Genomic DNA, 24,771 nt, shown 5'->3' with positions numbered 1-24,771 from the left:
CATTCGAAGCAATGGACAAAACACCGCAGCAGAGCCCGTCGATCTATTGAGCCAGGTCAAAAAGTGAATTGTTGCTTGGCTTAGCATTGATTTCAGCCAAGACACACAACCGACTCGAACTGGAGCTCGCTATGTACAAGTCACTGTTCACTGCCTCACTGCTGGCCCTCGCCATCGCTGCCCCTGTCGCCCAGGCCCACCAGGCTGGCGACATCCTCATCCGTGCCGGCGCCATCACCGTCAACCCGGAGGCCGACTCCTCCAGCGTCAAGGTTGATCGCGGCGGCCTCGCCGGCACCGACCTGGGCGGCAAAGCAACCATGAGCAGTGACACCCAACTGGGCCTGAACTTCGCCTACATGCTCACCGACAATCTGGGCATCGAGTTGCTGGCGGCAACCCCATTCGAGCACGATGTGAAGATCAAAGGCACCGTCCTCGATGCAGCCAATGGCAAGCTGGGCAGCCTCAAGCACCTGCCGCCGACCCTGAGCCTGGTGTACTACCCGCTGGACGCCAAGTCAGCCTTCCAGCCCTATGTCGGAGCAGGCATCAACTACACTTGGATTTTCGACGAGCACGTCGGCAGCGCCGCCAGCGCCAACGGCTTCGACAACTTCCGCGCCAAGAACTCCTGGGGCCTGGCCTGGCAGGTGGGTGCCGACTACATGCTGACCGACAGCCTGATGCTCAACGCCCAAGTGCGTTACATCGACATCGACACTACTGCCTATGTCGACAACAACGCCCTCGGCGTGCGCGCCAAGGTTGATGTGGACGTAGACCCCTTCATCTACATGGTCGGCCTGGGTTACAAGTTCTGATAAGCCTCGCAGAAATGAAAAAGCCGGCGCATGCCGGCTTTTTCATGGGCTCGACTCACAAACCGAGCAGTTGGCGCAATCCTTCACGCAGCGGCGTCTGTTCCGGCATGCAGTAATGAGCCTGCAAGCGCGCATTGTCGGCACGCGAGTGGCGGATATCACCGGCACGGGCCGACAAATGCGTCACCTGCGGCAAGCCGCCACAAAGCGCGCCGATCTCCGCCAGCAATTGATTGAGGCTTACCGCCTGACTCCACCCCACGTTGACCGGATCACTCACCACCTGATCGTTGAGCAGCGCCTGCATCAACAGCACGACCAGATCACCAACATAGAAGAAATCTCGGGTCTGCTCACCATCACCGAAGACGCTGATCGGCAGCCCCTGCTGCGCGCGCTGGGTGAAGATGCTGATCACCCCGGAGTATGGCGAGGACGGATCCTGGCGCGGGCCGAAGATATTGAAGAAACGAAACACCGCCGGTTCCAGGCCATGCTGACGGCGGTAGAAGTCCAGATAGTGTTCGCCGGACAGCTTGTCGGACGCGTAAGGCGTCAGCGGCGCCTTGGCAGTGGCTTCGTCGATTGCCACGCCCTCGCCGTTGTTGCCGTAAATAGCCGCGCTGGAGGCATAGACCACACGTCGCACACCATGCTGACGCATGGCCTCGCAAACATTCAGGGTACCGATGAAGTTGCTCTGGTGCGTGGACACGGGGTCATCCACCGAGGCCTGCACCGACGCCACCGCTGCCAGATGCGCTACCCCTGCACAACCGGCGACCGCCTGCGCGACCACTTCGGCATCAGCGACATCGCCCTCAATGAAGCGCAAGCGCGGATTGTCCAGCGGCAGGTTGCTGCGCTTGCCCATGGACAGATTGTCCAGCACGCGCACTTCGTGGCCAGCGGCCAGCAAGGCGTCGACCAGGTTTGAACCGATAAAACCCGCACCACCCGTTACGAGAAATTCAGCCATGGCGATAGTAACGATCCAGTAAGCTCGGCAGACCAGAGCGCCAGGCGCGCGGTTTGATGCCGAAGGTGTGAAGAATCTTCTTGCAGGCCAGCACGGCGTGTTGCGGTTCATCGGCTGCATCCGGGCGAGCAGCGTGCGCCTGCGGCGCGACGTCCTCGACCAGATTGCTGCGATAGTGACGCGCCTCGCTCAGCACCGCCTGCCCCAGACTCAGCGATGTGCTGGTCTCGTGACCACCGTAATGATAGGTGCCCCACAGCGGCGACTCGCAATCGAGTTGCTTGAGCACGGCCAGAATCACCCGTGCGGCATCGTCCACTGGCGTCGGGTTGCCGCGCCGGTCATCGGCGAGATAAAGGGCATCGTCGCGCTCGGCACGTACTAGAAAGCGCCCCAGCAGCCCTTCACGACTGTCATCGAGCAGCCAGCCAAAGCGCAGCAGCACATGACGCGGACAGATCGCCCGCACGCTCTGCTCCAGACGCCACAGCGCCTGGCCGCGCAGTCCGAGCGGGATCGGCTCTTCCTTCTCGCTGTAAGCCGTGATTCGCGAACCATCGAAAACCCGATAGCTGGACGGCTGCAGCAAGACGATGGAATGGTGCTGACACAGCTCGGCCAGACGCTCCACAGCGCGCTCCTGCGTTTGCAGGCGCGACTCGGCCACCGACTCGGCCTGGAACCAGTCGAAGTAGTAAGCCAGGTTGATCAGTGCATCCGGGCGGGTATCGTCGAGCAGCTCAGTCAGGCTGGCGGCATCCCAACCGTCTTCCGGCGGACGAGGCGCGAGGAAGCCGATGTCTTCCTCGGCGCCAAGACGGATCAGCGCTTGCCCCAGGGCACTACCGCCGCCCAGCAGCATCAGGCGCATTCGCATAGGCTAGAGCCCGCTCAGATCAGAACGGGATATCGTCATCGAAGCTGTCGTAGTCAGGCGCTGGCTGGGCCTGCTGCGGAGCCGGACGCTCCTGGCGCGGAGCCTGCTGCGGTTCACGCTGCGGGGCCGGACGCGATTGACGCGGAGCGCCACCTTCGTCGCCGCTAGGACGACCGCCCAGCAGCTGCATGGTGCCCTGCATGTCGACGATGATCTCGGTGGTGTAGCGCTTGATGCCGTCCTTTTCCCACTCGCGGGTCTGCAGCTTGCCTTCGATGTACACCTGCGAACCCTTGCGCAGGTACTCGCCGGCGATCTCGGCGACTTTGCCGAACAGGGCGACGCGGTGCCACTCGGTCTTTTCTACCTTCTGCCCGGTCTGCTTGTCGGTCCACTGCTCGCTGGTTGCCAGGCTCAGGTTGGTGACCGCGTTGCCGCTGGGCAGGTAGCGTGTTTCCGGGTCCTGGCCGCAGGTACCGACCAGAATGACTTTGTTAACCCCACGGGCCATAACGTTCTCCTAGACTCCTCACGCCCCGGGCGCCGATGCGATCAGGCGCTCGATTGACGTGCGATCCACTTGTTGGGTATCGACTTTAATGTAGATGGCCGCTTCATCGACCACCACCACGGCGTCCGCCACTCCCGGCGTCGCCCTGAGGCGTTCGACCAGTCCGACATCGGCCAGTGCCGCGGCATCGAGCGGCAGGCGCAAACTGGTCACGTACGGCGGTTCGCGCATAGTAACAGCAATAGCCAGCCAAATTGCACAGAGCGCTGCGCAGCCGATGAAGACACCGCCAAGGCCAACGTGCTGATACAGCCAACCGCCAAGAATGCCGCCCAATGCCGCGCCGAGGAACTGACTGGTGGAGTACACCCCCATCGCCGTGCCCTTGCCTCCAGCTGGCGCCACCTTGCTGACCAGCGACGGCAGCGAGGCTTCGAGCAAGTTGAACGCGGTGAAGAACACCACGATGCCCAGTACCAGCGCACGCAAACTGCTGCCGAAGAAGGCAAAGTAAAGCTCGCAGACCAGCAATACGCTGACGGCGCCGAGCAGCACGCGCTTCATCTGGCGTTTTTTCTCGCCGTAAATGATGAAGGGCACCATGCCAAAGAAACCGATCAGCAGCGCTGTGAGATACACCCACCAGTGCTCCTCCTTGACCAACCCGCCCTGCTCCACCAGCGCCAGCGGCAGGGCGACGAAACTGGCCATGAGCACTGCATGCAAGGCCAGGATGGCGAAGTCCAGACGCAACAAATCGGCGTGCTTGAGCGTCGGCCACAGCGCCTGCGCCGCTACGCCGGACTCCCGATGCTGCAGTGGGCCGGCATCTTTCGGCACGATGCCGGCGACGATCAGCATACCGAGTAACGCCATCGCGGCCGTTGCCCAGAACAGACCCGACAGGCCGAAGGCGCGGGTCAGTAGCGGACCGACCACCATGGCCACAGCGAACGACAGGCCAATGCTCATGCCGATCATGGCCATGGCCTTGGTGCGATGTTGCTCGCGAGTCAGATCGGACAACAGCGCCATCACCGCCGCGGAAATCGCGCCAGCACCCTGCAGCACACGTCCGGCGATAACGCCCCAGATCGAATCGGCATTGGCCGCCAGCACGCTGCCAGCGGCGAAGATCAGCAACCCGACGTAGATCACCGGGCGTCGGCCAATACGATCACTGAGCATGCCGAAGGGAATTTGCAGCACAGCCTGGGTCAAACCATAGGCACCGATGGCCAGGCCGATCAGCGCGGGTGTACTGCCCGCCAGATCCATGCCGTAGGTGGCCAGCACCGGCAGCACCATGAACATGCCCAGCATACGAAACGCGAACACCATAGCCAGGCCGCCGGCCGCGCGGGTCTCGCTACTACTCATGCGCTCGCTGTGCGAATCGTGCATCGAATAAACCCTGAGGAAATCAGCCGGCGATTCTAGCAGCCGCCATCGTTTCGGCACAGGCGCACACTTTGCCGCAGGGCAGCAGCAAGCCCTATACTCGACCGTTTTCCGCCCGCCCAGCGAAGCCGTTGTAGGGAGCCTGTAAAAGCGTTAGCGAGGCAGCTAGCGCAAGGCGAAAGCAGGCGAAGAATGCACTGGGCCCGCATCCGGGTTTACGAGCTGTAAATGAGCATTCTGAGCCGGCTTTCAACGCAGCGCTTGCAACGCAGATAGCTTTTAGAGGTTCCCTAAGTGGACAAGATTCTGATTCGTGGGGCCCGTACCCACAACCTGAAGAACATCGACCTGACCCTGCCGCGTGACAAGCTGATCGTGATCACCGGCCTGTCCGGCTCCGGCAAATCTTCCCTGGCGTTCGACACGCTGTACGCCGAAGGCCAGCGCCGTTATGTCGAGTCGCTGTCGGCTTACGCCCGGCAGTTCCTGTCGATGATGGAAAAGCCCGATGTCGACACCATCGAAGGCCTGTCGCCGGCGATTTCCATCGAACAGAAATCCACCTCGCACAACCCGCGCTCGACCGTCGGCACCATCACCGAAATCTACGATTACCTGCGCCTGCTGTATGCCCGCGCCGGTATTCCGCGCTGCCCGGATCACGATGTGCCCCTGGAGGCGCAGACCGTCAGTCAGATGGTCGACCAGGTGCTGGCCCTGCCGGAAGGCCGCAAGCTGATGCTGCTGGCACCGGTGATCCGCGAGCGCAAGGGCGAGCATCTGTCGGTATTCGAGGAGCTGCGCGCGCAGGGCTTCGTCCGTGCCCGCGTCAACGGCAAGCTGTTCGAACTGGACGAGCTGCCCAAGCTGGACAAGCAGAAGAAGCACTCCATCGACGTGGTGGTGGATCGCTTCAAGGTCCGTGAAGACCTGCAGCAGCGCCTGGCCGAGTCGTTCGAGACAGCGCTTGGCCTGGCCGACGGCATCGCTCTGATCGCCCCCATGGATGATGAGCCAGGCGACGAGATCATCTTCTCTGCGCGCTTCGCCTGCCCGCACTGCGGCCACTCGATCAGCGAGCTGGAACCCAAGCTGTTCTCCTTCAACAACCCGGCCGGCGCCTGCCCAACCTGCGACGGCCTGGGCGTGAAGCAGTTCTTCGACGGCAAGCGCCTGGTCAACGGCGAGCTGACTCTGGCCGAAGGCGCCATACGCGGTTGGGACCGGCGCAATGTCTACTACTTCCAGATGCTCGGCTCACTGGCCGCGCACTATGGCTTTAGCCTGGAAGAGCCCTTCGACGAGTTGGCCGCCGAACACCAGAAAGCCATCCTCAGCGGCAGTGGCACGCAGAGCGTCGACTTCAAGTACCTCAATGATCGCGGCGATATCGTCAAACGCTCGCATCCCTTCGAGGGCATCATTCCCAACCTCGAACGCCGCTACCGCGAGACCGAGTCGGCCAGCGTGCGTGAGGAGCTGGCCAAGTTCCTCAGCACTCAGCCCTGCCCCGACTGCCGGGGCACCCGCCTGCGCCGCGAAGCGCGGCATGTCTGGGTCGGCGAGAAGACTCTGCCGGCAGTGACCGGCCTGCCGGTCGGCGATGCCTGCGATTACGTCGCCAATCTGCGTCTGACCGGACGACGCGGCGAGATCGCCGAAAAGATCCTCAAGGAAATCCGCGAGCGCCTGCAGTTCCTGGTCAACGTCGGCCTCGATTATCTGACTCTGGATCGCAGCGCCGACACCCTGTCCGGCGGCGAAGCGCAGCGCATCCGCCTGGCCAGCCAGATCGGCGCCGGCCTGGTGGGCGTGATGTACATCCTCGATGAACCGTCCATCGGCTTGCACCAGCGCGACAACGAGCGCCTGTTGGGCACCCTCAACCACCTGCGCAGCCTGGGCAATACGGTGATCGTGGTCGAACACGACGAAGACGCCATTCGCATGGCCGACTACGTGGTCGATATCGGCCCGGGCGCCGGCGTGCACGGCGGACGCATCGTCGCCGAAGGCACGCCGGACGAGGTGATGAATCACCCCGACTCGTTGACCGGCAAATACCTGTCAGGCCGCGAGAAGATCCGTTATCCAGCGCAGCGCACGCCGCGTGACAAGAAGAAACTGCTCAAGCTCAAGGGCGCACGGGGCAACAACCTGCGCAATGTCGATCTGGAAATTCCGGTGGGCCTGCTTACCTGCGTCACCGGTGTATCCGGCTCGGGCAAGTCGACGCTGATCAACAACACCCTGTTCCCGCTGACCGCTACGGCCTTGAACGGTGCAACTACTCTGGAAGCGGCGGCGCACGACTCCTTCGACGGCCTGCAGCACCTGGACAAGGTGGTCGACATCGACCAGAGCCCGATTGGCCGTACGCCACGCTCCAACCCGGCCACCTACACCGGCCTGTTCACACCGATTCGCGAGCTGTTCGCCGGCGTGCCGGAATCGCGCTCGCGCGGTTATGGCCCAGGCCGCTTCAGCTTCAACGTCAAGGGCGGGCGCTGTGAGGCGTGCCAGGGCGACGGCGTGATCAAGGTGGAGATGCACTTCCTGCCGGACATCTACGTGCCCTGCGACGTGTGCAAGGGCAAGCGCTACAACCGCGAAACCCTGGAAGTGAAGTACAAGGGCAAGAGCATCACCGAAGTGCTGGACATGACCATCGAGGAGGCCCGCACCTTCTTCGACGCCGTGCCGGCCATCGCCCGCAAGCTGCAGACGTTGATGGACGTCGGGCTGTCCTATATCAAGCTGGGCCAGAGCGCGACCACCCTGTCCGGCGGTGAGGCGCAGCGGGTCAAGCTGAGTCGCGAGCTGAGCAAGCGCGATACCGGCAAGACCCTGTACATCCTCGACGAGCCAACCACCGGCCTGCACTTCGCCGATATCCAGCAACTGCTGGACGTGCTGCACCGCCTGCGTGACCACGGCAATACCGTGGTGGTGATCGAGCACAACCTGGACGTGATCAAGACGGCCGACTGGCTGGTGGATCTCGGCCCGGAAGGCGGCTCCAAGGGCGGCATGATCATCGCCACCGGCACACCAGAGGATGTTGCAGCCAACCCGGCCTCGCATACCGGGCACTTCCTCAAACCACTGCTGGAACGCGACCGCGCCTGAAACGAAAGAGCCCCGCACATGCGGGGCTCTTTTTGGGCAAGTCAGCTTACATCTGGCTTTGCAGGTACTTCTCCAGACCCAGCTTGTCGATCAGCTGCAGCTGGATCTCCAGCCAGTAGGCGTGGTCTTCCTCGGTGTCCTTGAGCTGCAGCAAGAGGATGTCGCGGCTCTGATAATCCTGATGTTTCTCGCAGAGTTCGATGCCTTTGCTCAGGGCGGCTCGCACTTCGTACTCCAGATCAAGATCGAGCTTCAGTGCTTCTGGGACGGTCTGGCCGAACTTGAAGGCATTGGGCGCCATGTCCGGCACACCCTCGAGGAAGATGATGCGCTTGAGTAGAGCATCGGCGTGCTGGGTTTCCTCTTCCATCTCGTGGTTGATGCGCTCGTAGAGCTTGCTGAACCCCCAGTCCTCATACAGCCGCGAATGGATGAAATACTGGTCGCGCGCAGCCAGTTCGCCCTTGAGCAGATGCTTGAGATAGTCGATGACTTCGGTATGGCCTTTCATGCCGGCAATCCTTGTTGCATTCGTGAGCAATTGGTAATGCTCCGCCTGACGCCCGGCTCGGTCAAGCAAAAGCACAACGCCTCCACGAGGGAGGCGTTGCGGTTTACTGACGCACCGCTGGTGCGCCACTCAGGCTCAGGCCAGATCGAAACGATCCAGGTTCATCACCTTGGTCCAGGCGGCGACGAAGTCCTTGACCAGCTTCTCCTTACCGTCAGCACTGGCATACACCTCGGCGTAGGCGCGCAGCACCGAGTTTGAGCCGAACACCAGGTCGTTACGGGTGGCCGTATATTTCACCTGGCCATCCTTGCGTGTACGCCCCTCGAAGACTTCGTTGCTGTCATCGGCGGCCTTCCATACGGTGCCCATATCCAGCAGGTTGACGAAGAAATCGTTGGACAGCACACCGACCTTGTCAGTGAACACACCATGCTGACTGCCGTCGTGGTTGGCGCCCAGTACACGCAGGCCGCCGACCAATGCAGTCAGCTCCGGTGCGGTCAGTGTCAACATCTGCGCCTTGTCGATCAACATTGCCTCGGTGGGCACGCCCAGATTGCCTTTGCTGAAGTTACGGAAACCATCGGCAGCAGACTCCAGCACGTCGAAGGACTCGACATCGGTCTGATCCTGACGCGCATCGACACGGCCCGGCGCGAAGGGTACGTCTACGGCGACCCCGGCAGCCTTGGCGGCCAGCTCGACACCGACATTGCCGGCCAGCACGATCACGTCAGCCAGAGAAGCCTTGCCGGATGCCTGCTGGATTGCCACCAGCTTCGGCAGCACCTGGATTGCCCGCTGGTTGGCCGCCCAATCTTTCTGCGGCGCCAGAGCCAGGCGCGCACCATTGGCACCACCACGCTTGTCACCACCGCGGAAGGTCGAGGCCGAAGCCCAGGCCACGGACACCAGATCACCGATCGAAATCCCCGAAGTAGCGATCTTCGCTTTCAGATCGGCGATATCGGCAGCGCCTGGGTTATGGGTGGCAGCCGGTAGCGGGTCTTGCCAGATCAAGTCCTCTTTCGGCACTTCCGGGCCGAGGTAGCGGGCTTTCGGCCCCATGTCACGGTGAGTCAGCTTGTACCAGGCACGGGCGAAGGCATCGGCGAAGGACTGCGGATCTTCATAGAAGCGCTTGGAAATCTTGCCGAACTCTGGATCGAAGCGCAGGGTGAGGTCGGTAGTAAGCATGGTCGGTTTGTGGAATTTTCCCGGCACATGCGCGTCTGGAATGATCTCCGGCGCGTCCTTGGCCACCCACTGCTTGGCGCCAGCTGGCGATTTGGTCAGTTCCCATTCGAACTTGAACAGGTTCTCGAAGAAGTTGTTACTCCACAGCGCCGGTGTCTTCGTCCAGGTCACTTCCAGGCCACTGGACACCGTGTCCTTGCCCGAGCCACTGCCGAAGTTACTGGTCCAGCCCAGGCCCTGTGCTTCGATGGGCCCGCCTTCCGGCTCCGGTCCCTTGTGCGATTCAGGGGCTGCGCCGTGGCATTTGCCGAAGGTGTGACCGCCGGCGATCAACGCGACGATCTCTTCGTCGTCCATTGCCATGCGATAGAACGTGGCACGAATATCCTTGGCTGCAGCCATATAGTCGCCGCTAGCGTTGGGACCTTCCGGGTTCACGTAGATCAGACCCATGTGAGTAGCGCCGAAAGGCGCAGTCAGCTCGCGATCGTCATTGACGCGCTTAGGGTCGACCCCCAGCCAGGCGACTTCGGCGCCCCAGTTCACGTCCTGATCCGGCTCCCACACATCTTCACGGCCACCGGCAAATCCGAAGGTGCGGAACCCCATGGACTCCAGCGCAACGTTACCGGCGAGGATGTACAGGTCAGCCCAGGAAATCGACTGGCCATACTTCTGCTTGATCGGCCACAGCAGGCGACGCGACTTGTCGATGTTGACGTTATCCGGCCAGGAGTTGAGCGGCGCAAAACGCTGCTGACCACGACCGCCACCGCCACGGCCGTCGGTAGTGCGGTAGGTACCGGCAGAGTGCCAGGCCATACGGATGAACTGCGGGCCGTAATGCCCGAAGTCAGCGGGCCACCAGTCCTGGCTGTCGGTCATGAGTTTGACCAGATCGGCCTTGAGGGCCTTGTAGTCGAGTTTCTTGAAAGCTTCGGCGTAGTTGAATTTCTCGCCCAGCGGATTGGATCGGTCCGAATGCTGATTCAGCAAGTCCACACGCAGCTGATTCGGCCACCAATCTTTGTTGGCTGTGCCGCCACCGGCCACATGGTTGAACGGACACTTACCTTGGTTCGACATGATTCTCTCCTTCTCCTCATCGGGTCGGTCCCAACGAGTGCGACCAACGATGGAACAAGACTAGACCGGCTTTACCAGGCAAACCAATGCATGAAGCGTAACGGCGCGATAGTTATTTTCTTTTGCTAAACGCAGCGCTTCGGCAACACCCCTGTTTGTGCAGCAGGCGCTCAAGAACGGGCCCGGAGCGCGATATTTCAGGCAACAAAAAACCGGGCGCTAGGCCCGGTTTCTTGTACAACCAGCAACTTACTCGGCAGCTTCTACCGAACCGCCGACCGGACGGTCGACCAGTTCAACGTAAGCCATCGGAGCATTGTCACCAGCGCGGAAACCGCACTTGAGGATGCGCAGGTAGCCGCCGTTACGGGTGGCGTAGCGCTTGCCCAGATCGTTGAACAGTTTGCCAACGATAGCTTTCGAACGAGTACGATCGAAAGCCAGACGACGGTTGGCAACGCTGTCTTCCTTGGCCAGGGTGATCAGCGGCTCGGCAACGCGACGCAGTTCCTTGGCTTTCGGCAGGGTAGTTTTGATCAGCTCGTGCTCGAACAGCGAGACCGCCATGTTCTGGAACATGGCCTTGCGGTGAGCGCTGGTGCGGCTGAGGTGACGGCCACTTTTACGATGACGCATGGTTCAATTCCTTACCAAACTTGTTCGTTCGGTGATGATGACGATCAGGCAGTGGCCTTATCGTCTTTCTTCAGACTTGCCGGCGGCCAGTTGTCGAGGCGCATACCGAGGGACAGACCGCGAGAAGCCAGAACATCCTTGATTTCGGTCAGGGATTTCTTGCCCAGGTTCGGGGTTTTGAGCAGCTCTACTTCAGTGCGCTGAATCAGGTCACCGATGTAGTAGATGTTCTCTGCCTTGAGGCAGTTGGCCGAACGTACGGTCAGCTCCAGGTCATCGACGGGGCGCAGCAGGATCGGATCGATTTCGTCTTCCTGCTCGACCACCACAGGCTCACTATCACCTTTGAGGTCGACGAACGCGGCCAACTGCTGCTGCAGAATGGTCGCGGCACGGCGGATAGCCTCTTCAGGGTCCAGAGTACCGTTGGTTTCCAGATCGATAACCAGCTTGTCCAGGTTGGTGCGCTGCTCGACACGGGCGTTTTCCACCACGTAAGCAACCCGACGCACAGGGCTGAACGAAGCATCCAGCTGCAAGCGACCAATGCTGCGGCTTTCATCTTCGTCGCTCTGACGTGCGTCAGCCGGCTCATAGCCGCGACCACGAGCTACGGTGAGCTTCATGTTCAGCGCGCCATTGGAGGCCAGGTTGGCGATTACGTGGTCGCCATTGACGATTTCGACATCGTGATCCAGCTGAATATCGGCAGCGGTAACTACGCCCGGGCCCTTTTTAGCCAGAGTCAGGGTCACTTCGTCACGGCCGTGCAGCTTGATAGCCAGACCTTTCAGGTTGAGCAGGATCTCGATGACATCTTCCTGCACACCTTCGATCGCGGAGTACTCATGGAGTACGCCATCGATCTCGGCCTCGACTACTGCACAGCCAGGCATGGAGGACAACAGGATGCGACGCAGCGCGTTGCCCAGGGTATGGCCAAAGCCACGCTCGAGAGGCTCGAGGGTGATCTTGGCGCGGGTCGAACTGACCTCCTGCACATCAATGTGACGGGGGGTCAGGAACTCATTTACCGAAATCTGCATGGATGCACCTATTTTCTAGCCCTTACTTGGAGTAGAGCTCGACAATCAGGCTCTCGTTGATGTCAGCGGACAGATCGCCACGAGCCGGTACGTTCTTGAACACACCAGACTTCTTCTCGGCGTCTACTTCTACCCACTCAACACGGCCACGTTGGGCGCAGAGCTCGAGAGCCTGAACGATGCGCAGCTGATTGCGCGATTTCTCGCGAACAGCAACGACGTCGCCAGCCTTAACTTGGTAGGACGGTACGTTTACGGTCTGACCGTTGACGCTGATCGCTTTGTGCGAAACCAGCTGACGGGACTCGGCACGAGTAGCGCCAAAACCCATACGGTAAACCACGTTGTCCAGACGGCACTCCAGCAGTTGCAGCAGATTCTCGCCGGTGGCGCCTTTCTGGCTGGCAGCTTGCTTGTAGTAACCGCTGAATTGACGCTCCAGTACGCCGTAGATACGACGAACTTTTTGCTTCTCACGCAGCTGGGTGCCGTAGTCGGACTGACGGCCACGGCGCTGGCCGTGGATACCCGGAGCTGCTTCGATGTTGCACTTAGATTCAAGCGCGCGAACACCACTCTTCAGGAAGAGATCGGTGCCTTCACGACGAGACAGTTTGCATTTGGGACCAATGTAACGAGCCATTTCTCACTGTCTCCTGATTACACGCGACGCTTCTTCGGCGGACGGCACCCGTTGTGCGGGATTGGCGTCACGTCGGTGATGCTGGCGATTTTGTAGCCGCAGGCGTTCAGAGCACGCACGGCGGATTCGCGACCCGGACCTGGACCTTTGACGTTGACGTCGAGGTTCTTCAGACCGTATTCCAGTGCAGCCTGACCAGCACGCTCAGCGGCGATCTGGGCAGCGAATGGAGTGGACTTACGCGAGCCGCGGAAACCCGAACCACCGGAGGTAGCCCAGGACAGGGCGTTACCCTGACGGTCGGTAATGGTCACGATAGTGTTGTTGAAAGACGCATGGATGTGGGCGATGCCATCAACCACTGTCTTTTTGACTTTTTTACGAGTACGAGCAGCAGGTTTTGCCATGACTAAATTCCTGTCGATTCGCGAATGCGATTACTTGCGGATCGGCTTACGCGGGCCCTTACGGGTGCGAGCGTTGGTCTTGGTACGCTGACCGCGAACCGGCAGACCTTTACGATGACGCAGACCGCGGTAGCAACCCAGATCCATCAAGCGCTTGATCTTCATATTCACTTCACGACGCAGGTCGCCTTCGGTATTCACCTTGGCTACTTCGCCACGCAGCTGTTCGATCTGCTCGTCAGTCAGATCCTTGATTTTCGCAGCCGGATTTACACCGGTAGCGGCACAGATTTTCTGTGCAGTGGTGCGACCAACACCAAAGATGTAGGTCAGCGAGATAACAGTGTGCTTGTTATCCGGAATGTTAACGCCTGCAATACGGGCCATTCAGTGGAACTCCAATTGACAGCTACCTACGCCCCGGAAGCCAAGAAATAGGGCGCGAGATATTAACGCTGTAATAACAAATAATCAACCCGGCAGCGCACTAGCTGCCGGGCTTATCACGCGTGGTTCACACTCAGCCTTGGCGCTGCTTGTGACGCGGCTCTGCGCTGCAGATCACCCGCACGACACCTTCGCGACGGATAATTTTGCAGTTACGGCACAGCTTTTTCACCGATGCACGAACTTTCATTACCAACTCCTCGAACCTTACGGGTGGATCAGCGGAGCATGCCGCTGCCATAGCCCTTCAGGTTGGCTTTCTTCATCAGGGAATCGTACTGGTGAGACACGAGGTGCGATTGCACTTGGGACATGAAGTCCATCACAACCACGACCACGATCAGCAACGAGGTCCCGCCAAGGTAGAACGGAACGTTGGCTGCAACCACCAGGAACTGGGGCAGCAGGCACACGGCCGTCATGTACAGAGCACCGAACATGGTCAAGCGAGTCAGAACGCCATCGATATAGCGCGCAGACTGCTCGCCCGGACGGATGCCCGGAATAAAGGCACCGGACTTCTTCAGGTTTTCCGCTACGTCTTTCGGGTTGAACATCAGCGCTGTGTAGAAGAAGCAGAAGAAAATGATCCCTGCACTAAACAGCAAAATGTTCAACGGCTGACCAGGAGCGATAGCCTGCGAAATGTCCTGCAGCCAGCCCAAACCCTCGGACTGACCAAACCAGGCACCCAGCGAGGCCGGGAACAGCAGAAGGCTGCTAGCGAAGATGGCCGGGATTACGCCCGCCATGTTCACCTTCAACGGCAAGTGGCTGGTCTGCGCAGCAAAGACCTTGCGGCCCTGCTGACGCTTGGCGTAGTGCACCGCAATGCGACGCTGACCACGCTCAATGAACACCACGAAACCGATGATCGCTACTGCCAACAGGCCGATGGCGATCAGAGCGAAGATGTTGATATCGCCCTGGCGAGCAGACTCGAAAGACTGCCCGATTGCCGACGGCAGACCGGCTACGATGCCCGCAAAAATCAGCATCGAGATACCGTTACCGACACCGCGCTCAGTGATCTGCTCGCCCAGCCACATCATGAACATCGCGCCCGCCACGAAAGTGGTGACCGCCACGAAGTGGAAGCCGAAATCGCCCGAGAACGCAACGCCCTGGCTAGCCAGACCAGCGGACATACCGATGGCCTGAACGAACGCCAGGACGAGTGTGCCGTAGCGGGTGTACTGGCTGATCTTGCGACGGCCAGCTTCACCTTCCTTCTTCAACTGCTCCAGCTGCGGGCTGACGGCGGTCATCAGTTGCATGATGATCGATGCCGAGATGTACGGCATGATCCCCAGTGCAAAGATGCTCATCCGCTCCAGCGCGCCGCCGGAAAACATGTTGAACAAGCTAAGAATGGTCCCCTCATTCTGTCGAAACAGATCGGCCAGACGGTCAGGGTTTATACCGGGAACTGGGATATGCGCGCCGATTCGATAGACGATGATCGCCATGAACAGAAAACGCAGACGAGCCCAGAGTTCGGACAACCCGCCACCAGCCAGAGCAGAGAGAGCACCTTGCTTAGCCATTTATTCCTCGAACTTACCGCCAGCTGCTTCGATAGCCGCACGCGCACCTTTGGTGGCAGCGATACCTTTCAGGGTGACCGCACGGGTAACCTCACCGGACAGCATGACTTTCACACGCCGTACGTGTTGGCCAACCAGATTGGCATCCTTCAGAGCCTGCAGAGTTACAACACCCTCTACCTTGTTCAGCTCGGAGGTACGCACTTCGGCGCGATCCATAGCCTTCAGGGAGACGAAGCCGAACTTCGGCAGACGGCGGTGCAGCGGCTGCTGACCACCCTCGAAGCCCGGAGCGATGGAGCCACCGGAGCGAGAGGTCTGACCTTTGTGGCCACGGCCACCAGTCTTACCCAGACCGCTACCGATGCCACGGCCCGGACGGTGCTTCTCGCGACGGGCACCCGGCGCGGAACGCAGATCGTTCAGTTGCATGATTAACCCTCCACCTTCAGCAGGTAGTAAGCCTTGTTGATCATGCCGCGGTTTTCCGGAGTATCCAGAACCTCTACGGTGTGACCGATGCGACGCAGGCCCAGGCCCTTGACGCAAGCTTTGTGATTGGCCAGACGGCCATTGGTGCTCTTGATCAGAGTCACTTTGACGGTATTAGCCATGGTTAGAGAATCTCCTCGACGCTCTTGCCACGCTTGGCTGCAACGGATGCTGGAGACTGCATGGTCTTCAGGCCCTTGAAGGTGGCATGAACCACGTTCACCGGGTTGGTCGAGCCGTAGCACTTGGCCAGAACGTTCTGCACACCAGCCACTTCCAGAACGGCACGCATGGCGCCGCCGGCGATGATACCGGTACCTTCGGACGCCGGCTGCATGTACACCTTGGAGGCGCCATGAGCGGACTTGACCGGGTACTGCAGAGTGGTGCCGTTCAGATCAACTTGGATCATGTTACGACGAGCAGCTTCCATCGCTTTCTGGATGGCAGCTGGAACTTCGCGGGATTTGCCACGGCCGAAACCGACGCGACCCTTACCATCACCTACCACGGTCAGCGCGGTGAAAGTGAAGATACGGCCACCCTTTACGGTCTTGGCAACGCGGTTAACCTGAACCAGCTTCTCGATGTAGCCTTCGTCGCGCTTTTGGTCGTTATTTGCCATAACTTAGAACTCCAGCCCGCCTTCACGAGCAGCATCAGCCAGCGCCTTGACGCGGCCGTGGTACTTGAAGCCAGAACGGTCGAATGCCACCTGGGTCACACCAGCGGCTTTCGCACGCTCAGCAACCAGCGCACCAACTTTCTTGGCTGCGTCGACGTTGCCGGTGGCGCCATCACGCAGTGCTTTGTCCAAGGTAGAGGCGCTGGCCAGAACCTTGCTGCCGTCGGCCGAGATGACCTGGGCGTAGATGTGCTGCGAAGAGCGGTACACGCACAGACGCACGGCTTCGAGCTCGTGCATTTTCAGGCGTGCTTTGCGAGCGCGACGCAGACGAGTAACTTTTTTGTCGGTCATTTTTCAGCCCCTTACTTCTTCTTGGCTTCTTTACGACGGACAACTTCATCCGCGTAACGAACGCCTTTGCCCTTGTAGGGCTCAGGACGACGGAAGTCACGGATTTCCGCAGCCACCTGACCCACCAGTTGCTTGTCGATACCCTTGATCAGGATTTCGGTCTGGTTCGGGGTTTCAGCCACGACGCCTTCCGGCAGTTCGTAGTCGATCGGGTGGGAGAAGCCCAGTGCGAGGTTCAGCACCTGGCCTTTGGCTTGAGCTTTGTAGCCCACGCCGACCAGCTGCAGCTTACGCTCGAAGCCTTGGCTGACACCGATGACCATGTTGTTCACCAGGGCGCGAGTAGTACCGGCCATAGCGCGGTTCTGCTGGTCGCCATTACGAGCGGCGAAACGCAGTTCGCTACCTTCCTGGATCACTTCAACGGACGAGTGAACATTCAGTTCCAGAGCACCCTTGGCACCCTTGACCGAGAGCTGCTGACCGGCGAGTTTGATCTCGACACCAGCTGGCAGCACTACGGGGTTCTTAGCAACGCGAGACATGCTTATCCCCCCTTAGAACACGGTGCAGAGCACTTCGCCGCCGACACCGGCAGCGCGCGCAGCGCGATCCGTCATCACACCTTTGTTGGTGGAGACGATGGAAACACCGAGACCGCCGCGAACCTTCGGCAGGTCATCGACGGATTTGTACTGACGAAGGCCAGGACGGCTCACGCGCTTGACTTCCTCGATGACCGGACGGCCTTCGAAGTACTTCAGCTCGATGGACAGTTGTGGCTTGGCTTCACCATTGACTTCATAACCCGCAATGTAACCTTCGTCTTTGAGAACTTTGGCTACGGCTACCTTCAGAGTGGAAGAAGGCATGCTTACGACGGACTTTTCAGCCATCTGGGCATTACGGATACGAGTTAGCATGTCCGCTAACGGGTCCTGCATACTCATGGGCTAGACGCTCCTGATACAAAAAGAACAGCCCGAGGGCTGTGGGATCATCCAAAAGCTCGGCATGGAAATGCCAGGCTCAGGAGAGCCGGACATTCTAGAGACCGATCAAAAATGAAGCAAGCCCCAAAAGGGGCTTGATTCATTATTCTGCTGGTAGTCTTGCGAGCTAGAGCCAGGCAAGGCGCAAGGAGGTGAGGATGCGGAGTTTACTGTAGTAAAAATGAGCAATCCGAACCTACTTGCAACGCGGCATGGCCGACGAGCAGCAGACCGCCATAAAGACAAAGCCGGCACTAGGCCGGCTTCGCTTTTTTACTACGCCTTACCAGCTGGCTTTCACCAGGCCTGGTACGTCACCGCGCATGGCGGCTTCGCGCAGCTTGTTACGCGACAGACCGAACTTGCGATAAACGCCGTGCGGACGGCCGGTGATGCGGCAACGGTTACGCAGGCGCGAGGCGCTGGCGTCACGTGGTTGCTTCTGCAGAGCGACCTGGGCTTCCCAACGCGCTTCCGGACTGGTGTTCGGATTAGCGATGGTAGCTTTCAGCTCGGCACGCTTCTTGGCGTACTTGGCAACCGTTTGCTGACGCTTCAGCTCGCGGTTCTTCATGCTTGTCTTGGCCATTGTCCAGGACTCCGATCAGTTGCGGAACGGGAAGTTGAAAGCACGCAGCAGAGCGCGGCCTTCATCATCGTTACGGGCAGTGGTAGTCAGGGTGATGTCCAGACCACGCAGCGCATCGATTTTGTCGTAATCGATTTCCGGGAAGATGATCTGCTCTTTCACGCCCATGCTGTAGTTGCCACGGCCATCGAAGGACTTGGCATTCAGGCCGCGGAAGTCACGCACGCGCGGCAGGGAGATGGACAGCAGACGATCCAGGAACTCGTACATGCGCTCGCGACGCAGAGTGACCTTGACGCCAATCGGCCAACCTTCACGAACCTTGAAGCCTGCGATCGACTTACGGGCATGAGTCACAACGACTTTCTGACCGGTGATCTTCTCGAGGTCGGCTACAGCGTTTTCGATGATCTTCTTGTCACCGATCGCTTCGCCCAGGCCCATGTTCAGGGTGATCTTGGTGATGCGCGGAACTTCCATCACGTTCGCCAGCTTCAGTTCTTCCTTCAGCTTGGGCGCGATTTCCTTCCGGTAAATCTCTTTCAGTCGTGCCATGGTATTTACCTACGGATTCTCAAGCGCCAACCGGCTTCTGGGTGGACTTGAAGACACGAATTTTCTTGCCGTCTTCGGTCTTGAAGCCAACGCGGTCAGCCTTGTTGGTTTCAGAGTTGAAGATGGCAACGTTGGAAGCGTGCAGAGGCGCTTCTTTCTCGACGATACCGCCTTGAACGCCCGACATCGGGTTCGGCTTGGTATGACGCTTCACCAGGTTGATGCCACCGACGACCAGACGGTCGTCAGCGAGAACCTTGAGCACCTTACCGCGCTTACCTTTGTCTTTACCGGCGATCACGATGATCTCGTCGTCACGACGAATCTTTTGCATGTCGGATCTCCTTAAAGCACTTCAGGGGCGAGCGAGACGATCTTCATGAACTTCTCGGAACGCAGTTCACGGGTCACTGGCCCGAAGATACGGGTACCAATCGGCTCTTGCTTGTTGTTCAGCAGAACAGCAGCGTTGCCGTCGAAGCGGATGATCGAACCGTCGGCACGACGAACGCCGTGACGGGTACGAACAACCACTGCGGTCATGACCTGACCTTTCTTCACTTTGCCGCGCGGAATTGCTTCCTTGACGGTGACCTTGATGATGTCGCCGATGCCGGCGTAGCGACGATGAGAGCCGCCCAGCACCTTGATGCACATAACGCGACGTGCACCGCTGTTGTCAGCAACATCGAGCATGGATTGAGTCTGAATCATAAAATTTCTCCGACCCCTAGCCCTTAGACGTCAACTGCGCGTTCGACGACTTCAACCAGAGCCCAGGACTTGGTCTTGGACTGCGGACGGGTTTCGCGAATGGAAACCTTGTCGCCGATCTTGCACTGGTTGGTTTCGTCGTGAGCGTGCAGTTTGGTCGAACGCTTGACGTATTTACCGTAGATCGGGTGCTTAACGCGGCGCTCGATCAGAACGGTGATGGTCTTGTCCATCTTGTCGCTGACAACACGGCCGGTCAGCGTACGGACTGTTTTTTCGGCTTCAGCCATGATCACTTACCTGCCTGCTGGTTGAGCACAGTTTTCACACGAGCGATGTCGCGCTTAACTTGCGAGAGCAGGTGAGACTGCCCCAACTGGCCAGTTGCTTTCTGCATACGCAGATTGAACTGGTCGCGCAGCAGACCGAGCAGTTGCTCGTTCAGTTGCTGTGCGGTTTTTTCACGAAGTTCGGTCGCTTTCATCACATCACCGTCCGCTTAACAAAGGTGGTGGCGAGCGGCAGCTTTGCAGCAGCCAGGGCGAAAGCCTCACGCGCCAGCTCTTCGGAAACGCCTTCGATCTCGTACAGGACTTTGCCTGGCTGGATCTGGGCTACCCAATATTCGACGCCACCCTTACCTTTACCCATCCGCACTTCGAGAGGCTTCTTGGTAACCGGCTTGTCCGGGAATACGCGAATCCAGATCTTGCCGCCACGTTTTACGTGACGAGTCAGAGCACGACGAGCGGACTCGATCTGACGGGCGGTGAGACGACCGCGGGCTACAGACTTCAGCGCGAACTCGCCGAAGCTGACCTTGCTACCGCGCTGAGCCAGACCACGGTTGTGGCCGGTCATCTGCTTGCGGAACTTCGTACGCTTTGGTTGCAACATGATGCGTACTCCTTATTTCTTAGCAGCTTTACGAGGAGCGGGCGCTTGCGGCTTCAGCTCTTCAGTGCGGCCACCAATGACCTCACCCTTGAAGATCCAAACCTTGACGCCGATCACACCGTAAGTGGTGTGCGCTTCGTAGGTGGCGTAATCGATATCTGCACGCAGGGTGTGCAGGGGCACACGACCTTCGCGATACCACTCGGTACGGGCGATTTCAGCGCCACCAAGACGACCACTCACCTGGATCTTGATGCCCTTGGCACCAATACGCATGGCGTTCTGTACGGCGCGCTTCATGGCGCGACGGAACATTACGCGGCGCTCCAGCTGCTGAGCTACGCTCTGTGCAACCAGCATACCGTCGAGTTCCGGCTTGCGGATCTCTTCGATGTTGATGTGCACCGGCACACCCATTTGCTTGGTCAGGTCCTGACGCAGCTTCTCAACATCTTCACCTTTCTTGCCGATCACGATGCCGGGACGAGCGGTGTGGATGGTGATGCGTGCGGTTTGAGCCGGGCGAGCGATGTCGATACGGCTAACGGACGCGCTTTTTAGTTTGTCTTGCAGGTATGCACGAACCTTCAGGTCGGCATTCAGGTAGTCGGCGTAAGTGCGACCATCTGCATACCAAACCGAAGTGTGATCCTTGACGATTCCCAGGCGGATGCCAACGGGATGTACTTTCTGACCCATCTGATCGACTCCGTTACTTGTCCGCAACCTTGACAGTGATATGGCAAGACCGCTTGACGATGCGATCAGCACGGCCTTTGGCACGCGGCATGATGCGCTTAAGCGAACGCCCTTCGTTGACGAAAACGGTGCTGACCTTCAGGTCATCAACGTCTGCGCCTTCGTTGTGCTCGGCGTTGGCAACGGCCGACTCCAGCACTTTCTTCATGATCTCGGCGGCTTTCTTGCTGCTGAAAGCCAGCAGGTTGAGCGCTTCGCCCACCTTCTTCCCGCGGATCTGGTCGGCGACCAGGCGAGCTTTCTGGGCGGAGATGCGAGCGCCCGACAACTTAGCGGCTACTTCCATTTCCAAACCCCTTAACGCTTGCCTTTCTTGTCGGCAACGTGACCACGATAGGTACGCGTGCCGGCAAATTCGCCCAGTTTGTGGCCGACCATGTCTTCGTTCACGAGGACCGGGACATGTTGACGACCGTTATGCACAGCGATGGTCAGACCGACCATCTGCGGCAGGATCATGGAGCGACGCGACCAGGTTTTGACTGGTTTACGCTCGCCCTTTTCCACCGCCGCTTCGACCTTCTTCAGTAGGTGAAGATCGATAAAAGGACCTTTTTTCAGAGAACGTGGCACTGTCGTATCCCTCTATTTACTTGCGACGACGGACGATCATGTTGTCGGTGCGCTTGTTAGCACGGGTTTTCGCGCCCTTGGTCGGGAAGCCCCATGGCGACACCGGATGACGACCACCGGAGGTACGACCCTCACCACCACCGTGCGGGTGATCAACCGGGTTCATGGCAACACCACGAACGGTCGGACGAACACCGCGCCAGCGCTTGGCACCGGCCTTACCCAGCGAACGCAGGCTGTGCTCGGAGTTCGAGACTTCGCCCAGGGTCGCACGGCACTCGGACAGGACTTTGCGCATTTCGCCGGAGCGCAGACGCAGAGTCACATAGGCACCTTCACGAGCGATCAGCTGAGCGGAAGCGCCAGCGGAACGAGCGATCTGAGCGCCTTTACCCGGCTTCAGCTCGATACCGTGAACGGTCGAACCTACCGGAATGTTGCGCAGCTGCAGGCTGTTGCCCGGCTTGATCGGAGCCATGATGCCCGCAATCAGCTGGTCGCCAGCTACCACGCCCTTCGGAGCGATGATGTAGCGACGTTCGCCGTCAGCGTATTTCAGCAGAGCGATGTGAGCAGTACGGTTCGGATCGTATTCCACGCGCTCGACGGTGGCAGGAATGCCATCCTTGTCGTTGCGACGGAAGTCGACCAGACGGTAATGCTGCTTATGACCACCACCGATATGACGGGTGGTAATACGGCCATTGTTGTTACGACCACCGGACTTCGACTTTTTCTCGAGCAGCGGAGCGTACGGAGCGCCTTTGTGCAGCTCCTGATTGACCACCTTGACCACAAAACGGCGGCCAGCGGAAGTCGGTTTGCATTTAACGATTGCCATGATGCACCCCTTCCTTACTCAGCACTGCTGGTGAAATCGAGTTCTTGGCCCGGCTGAAGGGAGATAACTGCCTTCTTCCAGTCGTTACGCTTGCCCAGACCGCGAGCGGTGCGCTTGCTCTTACCCAGAACGTTCTGAGTAGTAACGCGCTCAACCTTCACGCCGAACAGGCCTTCGACAGCCTTCTTGATTTCCAGCTTGGTCGCATCGGTAGCGACTTTGAAAACGAACTGACCTTGTTTGTCAGCCAGAACCGTGGCCTTCTCGGAGATGTGCGGGCCAAGCAGCACTTTGAATACGCGTTCCTGGTTCATCCCAGCAGCTCCTCGAATTTCTTCACGGCCGAAACGGTGACCAGCACCTTCTCGTACGCGATCAGGCTGACCGGATCGGAACCCTGAACGTCACGTACATCAACGTGCGGCAGGTTGCGGGCAGCCAGGTACAGGTTCTCATCGACAGCGTCGGATACGATCAGCACGTCGGTCAGGCCCAGGCCATTGAGTTTGGCCAGCAGAGTCTTGGTCTTCGGCGCATCAACGGCGAAGTCTTCGACTACGACCAGACGGTCGGTACGAACCAGCTCAGCAAGGATGGAGCGCAGAGCTGCGCGGTACATCTTCTTGTTCAGCTTTTGATCATGGTTACGGGTGGACGCTGCGAAGGTCACACCACCGCCACGCCAGATCGGACCACGAGTGGTACCAGCACGAGCACGACCAGTGCCCTTCTGACGCCATGGGCGCTTACCGCCACCGGAAACGTCGGAACGGGACTTCTGACCTTTGGTGCCCTGACGGCCGCCAGCCATGTAGGCGACGACAGCTTGGTGAACCAGAGTCTCGTTGAACTCGCCACCGAAGGTCGCTTCGGACACTTCGATCGCCTGAGCGCCATTTACATTCAATTGCATCTCAGATTCTCCCCTTACGCCTTGGCAGCCGGACGAACGATAACGTCGCCGCCAGTAGCGCCAGGAACGGCACCCTTGACCAGCAACAGATTACGCTCGGCGTCTACGCGCACGACTTCCAGGGACTGCACGGTAACGCGCTCAGCACCCATGTGGCCGGACATCTTCTTGCCCTTGAATACGCGACCCGGGGTCTGGCACTGGCCAATGGAACCCGGAACACGGTGGGACACGGAGTTGCCGTGAGTGTTGTCCTGACCGCGGAAGTTCCAACGTTTGATGGTACCGGCGAAGCCTTTACCTTTGGACTGACCGGTCACATCGACCAGTTGACCAGCTTGGAAAATTTCAGCGTTGATCAGATCGCCAGCCTGGTAGTCGCCTTCTTCAAGACGGAACTCCAGAACGGTACGACCTGCCGCGACGTTCGCCTTGGCGAAGTGGCCAGCTTGAGCTGCTGTGACACGCGAAGCACGACGCTCGCCAACAGTGACTTGCACTGCGCGATAGCCATCGGATTCTTCGGTTTTAAACTGGGTGACGCGATTCGGCTCGATCTCAATGACCGTAACCGGAATGGAGACACCTTCTTCGGTGAAAATACGGGTCATACCCGCTTTACGACCGACTACACCAATAGTCATGTTGTAAACCTCATGAGTGTACGGGGCTTTCACCCGCTATGGCCGCCCATTTCAGAGCGTTACACGACTAAAACCGCCAGGTTTTAGCCGAGGCTGATCTGCACTTCCACGCCTGCCGCAAGGTCGAGCTTCATCAGCGCATCAACGGTTTTATCCGTCGGCTGGACGATGTCCAGAACACGCTTATGAGTGCGGATTTCGTACTGATCGCGCGCGTCTTTGTTGACGTGCGGGGAGACCAGAACGGTATACCGCTCCTTACGAGTAGGCAGAGGAATCGGACCACGCACCTGAGCACCAGTACGTTTCGCGGTTTCCACGATTTCCTGGGTAGATTGATCGATCAGGCGATGGTCAAAAGCCTTCAACCGAATACGGATTTGTTGGTTTTGCATTTTGACCTCAGATTCCAAGCTGCTAATCCCCACAGACGGACTACGCCCGTTCAAGGGAGGCGCAATTGTACGGATGCCCCCTGGGGGTGTCAACTTTTAACCAATCCAAAAGAAAAGGGCCCCGAAGGGCCCTTTTCTATACCGCGGATCGTTGATTACTCGACGATCTTGGCAACCACGCCAG

General features: G+C 59.1%; 36 protein-coding genes. 2 read left to right on the top strand and 34 right to left on the bottom strand.

The annotated features are described in order from the left end of the window. Positions 1–131 precede the first annotated feature (131 nt). The gene (locus tag CXP40_RS08660; RefSeq protein ID WP_106733410.1) at positions 132–824 is read left to right on the top strand and encodes an OmpW family protein; all 693 of its coding nucleotides are present in this window, start codon (positions 132–134) and stop codon (positions 822–824) included. A gap of 55 nt (positions 825–879) precedes the next feature. On the opposite strand, the gene CXP40_RS08655 is transcribed toward CXP40_RS08660, so the two are convergent. The 4 genes from CXP40_RS08655 to CXP40_RS08640 are packed head-to-tail and all read right to left on the bottom strand — an operon-like array spanning position 880 to position 4,595. Further along, the gene (locus tag CXP40_RS08655; protein ID WP_106733409.1) at positions 880–1,803 is read right to left on the bottom strand and encodes an NAD-dependent epimerase/dehydratase family protein; all 924 of its coding nucleotides are present in this window, start codon (positions 1,801–1,803) and stop codon (positions 880–882) included. After that, the gene (locus CXP40_RS08650) at positions 1,796–2,680 is read right to left on the bottom strand and encodes a sugar nucleotide-binding protein (protein ID WP_099526276.1); all 885 of its coding nucleotides are present in this window, start codon (positions 2,678–2,680) and stop codon (positions 1,796–1,798) included. The genes CXP40_RS08655 and CXP40_RS08650 overlap by 8 nt, the downstream gene beginning before the upstream one ends. Before the next feature lie 19 nt (positions 2,681–2,699). After that, complete coding sequence (locus CXP40_RS08645) at positions 2,700–3,191, bottom strand: single-stranded DNA-binding protein (RefSeq protein WP_003463262.1); 492 nt, start codon at positions 3,189–3,191, stop codon at positions 2,700–2,702. Between the two features lie 18 nt (positions 3,192–3,209). Then, positions 3,210–4,595: an MFS transporter gene (locus CXP40_RS08640; protein ID WP_106733408.1), complete on the bottom strand. Its 1,386-nt coding sequence runs from the start codon at positions 4,593–4,595 to the stop codon at positions 3,210–3,212. Between the two features lie 291 nt (positions 4,596–4,886). On the opposite strand from CXP40_RS08640, the gene uvrA reads away from it, so the two are divergent. Continuing rightward, the gene (gene uvrA, locus CXP40_RS08635) at positions 4,887–7,721 is read left to right on the top strand and encodes an excinuclease ABC subunit UvrA (protein ID WP_106733407.1); all 2,835 of its coding nucleotides are present in this window, start codon (positions 4,887–4,889) and stop codon (positions 7,719–7,721) included. A 46-nt stretch (positions 7,722–7,767) separates the two neighbouring features. Here uvrA and bfr read toward each other — a convergent pair whose 3' ends face one another. From bfr to rpsJ, 30 genes are all read right to left on the bottom strand, one after another. Continuing rightward, positions 7,768–8,232 carry a bacterioferritin gene (gene bfr / locus CXP40_RS08630; RefSeq protein WP_106733406.1) on the bottom strand — a complete coding sequence of 155 codons (465 nt, stop codon included), beginning with the start codon at positions 8,230–8,232 and terminating at the stop codon, positions 7,768–7,770. A 135-nt stretch (positions 8,233–8,367) separates the two neighbouring features. After that, entirely contained in the window at positions 8,368–10,518 is a 2,151-nt protein-coding gene (gene katG / locus CXP40_RS08625; RefSeq protein WP_106733405.1) for a catalase/peroxidase HPI, read from the bottom strand. Between the two features lie 249 nt (positions 10,519–10,767). Further along, entirely contained in the window at positions 10,768–11,154 is a 387-nt protein-coding gene (gene rplQ / locus CXP40_RS08620) for a 50S ribosomal protein L17 (protein WP_003243945.1), read from the bottom strand. Between the two features lie 44 nt (positions 11,155–11,198). Beyond that, on the bottom strand, positions 11,199–12,200 hold the full coding sequence (gene rpoA / locus CXP40_RS08615) for a DNA-directed RNA polymerase subunit alpha (protein ID WP_099526271.1): 1,002 nt from the start codon (positions 12,198–12,200) through the stop codon (positions 11,199–11,201). 22 nt (positions 12,201–12,222) lie between these two features. Further along, on the bottom strand, positions 12,223–12,843 hold the full coding sequence (gene rpsD / locus CXP40_RS08610; protein ID WP_099526270.1) for a 30S ribosomal protein S4: 621 nt from the start codon (positions 12,841–12,843) through the stop codon (positions 12,223–12,225). A gap of 17 nt (positions 12,844–12,860) precedes the next feature. Next, a complete protein-coding gene (gene rpsK / locus CXP40_RS08605; RefSeq protein WP_003243933.1) occupies positions 12,861–13,250 on the bottom strand; it encodes a 30S ribosomal protein S11 in 390 nt (129 codons plus the stop codon). A 30-nt stretch (positions 13,251–13,280) separates the two neighbouring features. Then, positions 13,281–13,637 carry a 30S ribosomal protein S13 gene (gene rpsM / locus CXP40_RS08600; protein WP_003463275.1) on the bottom strand — a complete coding sequence of 119 codons (357 nt, stop codon included), beginning with the start codon at positions 13,635–13,637 and terminating at the stop codon, positions 13,281–13,283. Positions 13,638–13,770: 133 nt separating this feature from the next. Then, positions 13,771–13,887, bottom strand: a complete 117-nt coding sequence (rpmJ, locus tag CXP40_RS08595; protein ID WP_002555468.1) for a 50S ribosomal protein L36 — start codon at positions 13,885–13,887, stop codon at positions 13,771–13,773. A 28-nt stretch (positions 13,888–13,915) separates the two neighbouring features. After that, positions 13,916–15,244, bottom strand: coding sequence for a preprotein translocase subunit SecY (gene secY / locus CXP40_RS08590; protein WP_099526269.1), 1,329 nt, complete (start codon positions 15,242–15,244; stop codon positions 13,916–13,918). Next, on the bottom strand, positions 15,245–15,676 hold the full coding sequence (gene rplO, locus CXP40_RS08585) for a 50S ribosomal protein L15 (protein WP_099526268.1): 432 nt from the start codon (positions 15,674–15,676) through the stop codon (positions 15,245–15,247). 2 nt (positions 15,677–15,678) lie between these two features. Beyond that, entirely contained in the window at positions 15,679–15,858 is a 180-nt protein-coding gene (rpmD, locus tag CXP40_RS08580) for a 50S ribosomal protein L30 (RefSeq protein WP_003243922.1), read from the bottom strand. 2 nt (positions 15,859–15,860) lie between these two features. Then, positions 15,861–16,361 (bottom strand): 30S ribosomal protein S5, encoded by a 501-nt coding sequence (gene rpsE, locus CXP40_RS08575; protein WP_099526267.1) that lies wholly within the window; start codon positions 16,359–16,361, stop codon positions 15,861–15,863. Between the two features lie 3 nt (positions 16,362–16,364). After that, on the bottom strand, positions 16,365–16,715 hold the full coding sequence (gene rplR, locus CXP40_RS08570; RefSeq protein ID WP_017675612.1) for a 50S ribosomal protein L18: 351 nt from the start codon (positions 16,713–16,715) through the stop codon (positions 16,365–16,367). 11 nt (positions 16,716–16,726) lie between these two features. Next, on the bottom strand, positions 16,727–17,260 hold the full coding sequence (gene rplF, locus CXP40_RS08565; protein WP_017675613.1) for a 50S ribosomal protein L6: 534 nt from the start codon (positions 17,258–17,260) through the stop codon (positions 16,727–16,729). A gap of 12 nt (positions 17,261–17,272) precedes the next feature. Further along, complete coding sequence (gene rpsH, locus CXP40_RS08560; protein ID WP_003243915.1) at positions 17,273–17,665, bottom strand: 30S ribosomal protein S8; 393 nt, start codon at positions 17,663–17,665, stop codon at positions 17,273–17,275. Positions 17,666–17,990: 325 nt separating this feature from the next. Beyond that, positions 17,991–18,296 carry a 30S ribosomal protein S14 gene (gene rpsN, locus CXP40_RS08555; RefSeq protein ID WP_003463288.1) on the bottom strand — a complete coding sequence of 102 codons (306 nt, stop codon included), beginning with the start codon at positions 18,294–18,296 and terminating at the stop codon, positions 17,991–17,993. Positions 18,297–18,311: 15 nt separating this feature from the next. Beyond that, positions 18,312–18,851 carry a 50S ribosomal protein L5 gene (gene rplE, locus CXP40_RS08550; protein WP_017675614.1) on the bottom strand — a complete coding sequence of 180 codons (540 nt, stop codon included), beginning with the start codon at positions 18,849–18,851 and terminating at the stop codon, positions 18,312–18,314. A 19-nt stretch (positions 18,852–18,870) separates the two neighbouring features. Beyond that, positions 18,871–19,185 (bottom strand): 50S ribosomal protein L24, encoded by a 315-nt coding sequence (rplX, locus tag CXP40_RS08545; RefSeq protein ID WP_017675615.1) that lies wholly within the window; start codon positions 19,183–19,185, stop codon positions 18,871–18,873. Between the two features lie 11 nt (positions 19,186–19,196). Next, a complete protein-coding gene (gene rplN, locus CXP40_RS08540; RefSeq protein ID WP_003243907.1) occupies positions 19,197–19,565 on the bottom strand; it encodes a 50S ribosomal protein L14 in 369 nt (122 codons plus the stop codon). 23 nt (positions 19,566–19,588) lie between these two features. Further along, the gene (gene rpsQ / locus CXP40_RS08535; protein ID WP_026088453.1) at positions 19,589–19,855 is read right to left on the bottom strand and encodes a 30S ribosomal protein S17; all 267 of its coding nucleotides are present in this window, start codon (positions 19,853–19,855) and stop codon (positions 19,589–19,591) included. Between the two features lie 2 nt (positions 19,856–19,857). Continuing rightward, positions 19,858–20,049 (bottom strand): 50S ribosomal protein L29, encoded by a 192-nt coding sequence (gene rpmC / locus CXP40_RS08530; RefSeq protein WP_003463299.1) that lies wholly within the window; start codon positions 20,047–20,049, stop codon positions 19,858–19,860. Next, the gene (rplP, locus tag CXP40_RS08525) at positions 20,049–20,462 is read right to left on the bottom strand and encodes a 50S ribosomal protein L16 (protein ID WP_003243901.1); all 414 of its coding nucleotides are present in this window, start codon (positions 20,460–20,462) and stop codon (positions 20,049–20,051) included. Before rplP ends, rpmC begins: the two co-directional genes overlap by 1 nt. Positions 20,463–20,474: 12 nt before the next feature. Beyond that, on the bottom strand, positions 20,475–21,161 hold the full coding sequence (gene rpsC, locus CXP40_RS08520) for a 30S ribosomal protein S3 (protein WP_017675617.1): 687 nt from the start codon (positions 21,159–21,161) through the stop codon (positions 20,475–20,477). Positions 21,162–21,174: 13 nt separating this feature from the next. Next, positions 21,175–21,507 (bottom strand): 50S ribosomal protein L22, encoded by a 333-nt coding sequence (rplV, locus tag CXP40_RS08515; protein WP_003103908.1) that lies wholly within the window; start codon positions 21,505–21,507, stop codon positions 21,175–21,177. Between the two features lie 11 nt (positions 21,508–21,518). Beyond that, complete coding sequence (gene rpsS / locus CXP40_RS08510; protein WP_003463302.1) at positions 21,519–21,794, bottom strand: 30S ribosomal protein S19; 276 nt, start codon at positions 21,792–21,794, stop codon at positions 21,519–21,521. Between the two features lie 16 nt (positions 21,795–21,810). After that, positions 21,811–22,635, bottom strand: a complete 825-nt coding sequence (gene rplB, locus CXP40_RS08505) for a 50S ribosomal protein L2 (protein WP_106733404.1) — start codon at positions 22,633–22,635, stop codon at positions 21,811–21,813. Between the two features lie 14 nt (positions 22,636–22,649). Further along, a complete protein-coding gene (gene rplW, locus CXP40_RS08500; protein ID WP_003463306.1) occupies positions 22,650–22,949 on the bottom strand; it encodes a 50S ribosomal protein L23 in 300 nt (99 codons plus the stop codon). After that, positions 22,946–23,548, bottom strand: a complete 603-nt coding sequence (gene rplD / locus CXP40_RS08495; RefSeq protein WP_036999711.1) for a 50S ribosomal protein L4 — start codon at positions 23,546–23,548, stop codon at positions 22,946–22,948. The genes rplW and rplD overlap by 4 nt, the downstream gene beginning before the upstream one ends. Before the next feature lie 14 nt (positions 23,549–23,562). After that, positions 23,563–24,192: a 50S ribosomal protein L3 gene (rplC, locus tag CXP40_RS08490; protein ID WP_017675621.1), complete on the bottom strand. Its 630-nt coding sequence runs from the start codon at positions 24,190–24,192 to the stop codon at positions 23,563–23,565. Between the two features lie 83 nt (positions 24,193–24,275). Further along, positions 24,276–24,587, bottom strand: a complete 312-nt coding sequence (rpsJ, locus tag CXP40_RS08485; RefSeq protein WP_003463313.1) for a 30S ribosomal protein S10 — start codon at positions 24,585–24,587, stop codon at positions 24,276–24,278. Positions 24,588–24,771 lie beyond the last annotated feature (184 nt).

This window comes from Pseudomonas sp. YY-1 (assembly GCF_002843095.1).
Taxonomy (GTDB): domain Bacteria; phylum Pseudomonadota; class Gammaproteobacteria; order Pseudomonadales; family Pseudomonadaceae; genus Aquipseudomonas; species Aquipseudomonas sediminis_A.
The sequence above is the reverse complement of the archived record's forward strand: the minus strand, read 5'-3'. Positions and strand labels throughout refer to the sequence as shown.

Excerpts from the sequence above, each read along its gene's own strand:
- CXP40_RS08660 (WP_106733410.1), top strand. The coding sequence starts at position 132 with ATGTACAAGTCACTGTTCACTGCCTCACTGCTGGCCCTCGCCATCGCT.
- CXP40_RS08655 (WP_106733409.1), bottom strand. The coding sequence starts at position 1,803 with ATGGCTGAATTTCTCGTAACGGGTGGTGCGGGTTTTATCGGTTCAAAC.
- CXP40_RS08650 (WP_099526276.1), bottom strand. The coding sequence starts at position 2,680 with ATGCGAATGCGCCTGATGCTGCTGGGCGGCGGTAGTGCCCTGGGGCAA.
- CXP40_RS08645 (WP_003463262.1), bottom strand. The coding sequence starts at position 3,191 with ATGGCCCGTGGGGTTAACAAAGTCATTCTGGTCGGTACCTGCGGCCAG.
- CXP40_RS08640 (WP_106733408.1), bottom strand. The coding sequence starts at position 4,595 with ATGCACGATTCGCACAGCGAGCGCATGAGTAGTAGCGAGACCCGCGCG.
- bfr (WP_106733406.1), bottom strand. The coding sequence starts at position 8,232 with ATGAAAGGCCATACCGAAGTCATCGACTATCTCAAGCATCTGCTCAAG.
- katG (WP_106733405.1), bottom strand. The coding sequence starts at position 10,518 with ATGTCGAACCAAGGTAAGTGTCCGTTCAACCATGTGGCCGGTGGCGGC.
- rplQ (WP_003243945.1), bottom strand. The coding sequence starts at position 11,154 with ATGCGTCATCGTAAAAGTGGCCGTCACCTCAGCCGCACCAGCGCTCAC.
- rpoA (WP_099526271.1), bottom strand. The coding sequence starts at position 12,200 with ATGCAGATTTCGGTAAATGAGTTCCTGACCCCCCGTCACATTGATGTG.
- rpsD (WP_099526270.1), bottom strand. The coding sequence starts at position 12,843 with ATGGCTCGTTACATTGGTCCCAAATGCAAACTGTCTCGTCGTGAAGGC.
- rpsK (WP_003243933.1), bottom strand. The coding sequence starts at position 13,250 with ATGGCAAAACCTGCTGCTCGTACTCGTAAAAAAGTCAAAAAGACAGTG.
- rpsM (WP_003463275.1), bottom strand. The coding sequence starts at position 13,637 with ATGGCCCGTATTGCAGGCGTTAACATTCCGGATAACAAGCACACTGTT.
- rpmJ (WP_002555468.1), bottom strand. The coding sequence starts at position 13,887 with ATGAAAGTTCGTGCATCGGTGAAAAAGCTGTGCCGTAACTGCAAAATT.
- secY (WP_099526269.1), bottom strand. The coding sequence starts at position 15,244 with ATGGCTAAGCAAGGTGCTCTCTCTGCTCTGGCTGGTGGCGGGTTGTCC.
- rplO (WP_099526268.1), bottom strand. The coding sequence starts at position 15,676 with ATGCAACTGAACGATCTGCGTTCCGCGCCGGGTGCCCGTCGCGAGAAG.
- rpmD (WP_003243922.1), bottom strand. The coding sequence starts at position 15,858 with ATGGCTAATACCGTCAAAGTGACTCTGATCAAGAGCACCAATGGCCGT.
- rpsE (WP_099526267.1), bottom strand. The coding sequence starts at position 16,361 with ATGGCAAATAACGACCAAAAGCGCGACGAAGGCTACATCGAGAAGCTG.
- rplR (WP_017675612.1), bottom strand. The coding sequence starts at position 16,715 with ATGACCGACAAAAAAGTTACTCGTCTGCGTCGCGCTCGCAAAGCACGC.
- rplF (WP_017675613.1), bottom strand. The coding sequence starts at position 17,260 with ATGTCTCGCGTTGCTAAGAACCCCGTAGTGCTGCCAGCTGGTGTCGAG.
- rpsH (WP_003243915.1), bottom strand. The coding sequence starts at position 17,665 with ATGAGTATGCAGGACCCGTTAGCGGACATGCTAACTCGTATCCGTAAT.
- rpsN (WP_003463288.1), bottom strand. The coding sequence starts at position 18,296 with ATGGCCAAGACAAGCATGAAGAACCGCGAGCTGAAGCGTCAGCAAACG.
- rplE (WP_017675614.1), bottom strand. The coding sequence starts at position 18,851 with ATGGCACGACTGAAAGAGATTTACCGGAAGGAAATCGCGCCCAAGCTG.
- rplX (WP_017675615.1), bottom strand. The coding sequence starts at position 19,185 with ATGCAAAAGATTCGTCGTGACGACGAGATCATCGTGATCGCCGGTAAA.
- rplN (WP_003243907.1), bottom strand. The coding sequence starts at position 19,565 with ATGATTCAGACTCAATCCATGCTCGATGTTGCTGACAACAGCGGTGCA.
- rpsQ (WP_026088453.1), bottom strand. The coding sequence starts at position 19,855 with ATGGCTGAAGCCGAAAAAACAGTCCGTACGCTGACCGGCCGTGTTGTC.
- rpmC (WP_003463299.1), bottom strand. The coding sequence starts at position 20,049 with ATGAAAGCGACCGAACTTCGTGAAAAAACCGCACAGCAACTGAACGAG.
- rplP (WP_003243901.1), bottom strand. The coding sequence starts at position 20,462 with ATGTTGCAACCAAAGCGTACGAAGTTCCGCAAGCAGATGACCGGCCAC.
- rpsC (WP_017675617.1), bottom strand. The coding sequence starts at position 21,161 with ATGGGTCAGAAAGTACATCCCGTTGGCATCCGCCTGGGAATCGTCAAG.
- rplV (WP_003103908.1), bottom strand. The coding sequence starts at position 21,507 with ATGGAAGTAGCCGCTAAGTTGTCGGGCGCTCGCATCTCCGCCCAGAAA.
- rplB (WP_106733404.1), bottom strand. The coding sequence starts at position 22,635 with ATGGCAATCGTTAAATGCAAACCGACTTCCGCTGGCCGCCGTTTTGTG.
- rplW (WP_003463306.1), bottom strand. The coding sequence starts at position 22,949 with ATGAACCAGGAACGCGTATTCAAAGTGCTGCTTGGCCCGCACATCTCC.
- rplD (WP_036999711.1), bottom strand. The coding sequence starts at position 23,548 with ATGCAATTGAATGTAAATGGCGCTCAGGCGATCGAAGTGTCCGAAGCG.
- rplC (WP_017675621.1), bottom strand. The coding sequence starts at position 24,192 with ATGACTATTGGTGTAGTCGGTCGTAAAGCGGGTATGACCCGTATTTTC.
- rpsJ (WP_003463313.1), bottom strand. The coding sequence starts at position 24,587 with ATGCAAAACCAACAAATCCGTATTCGGTTGAAGGCTTTTGACCATCGC.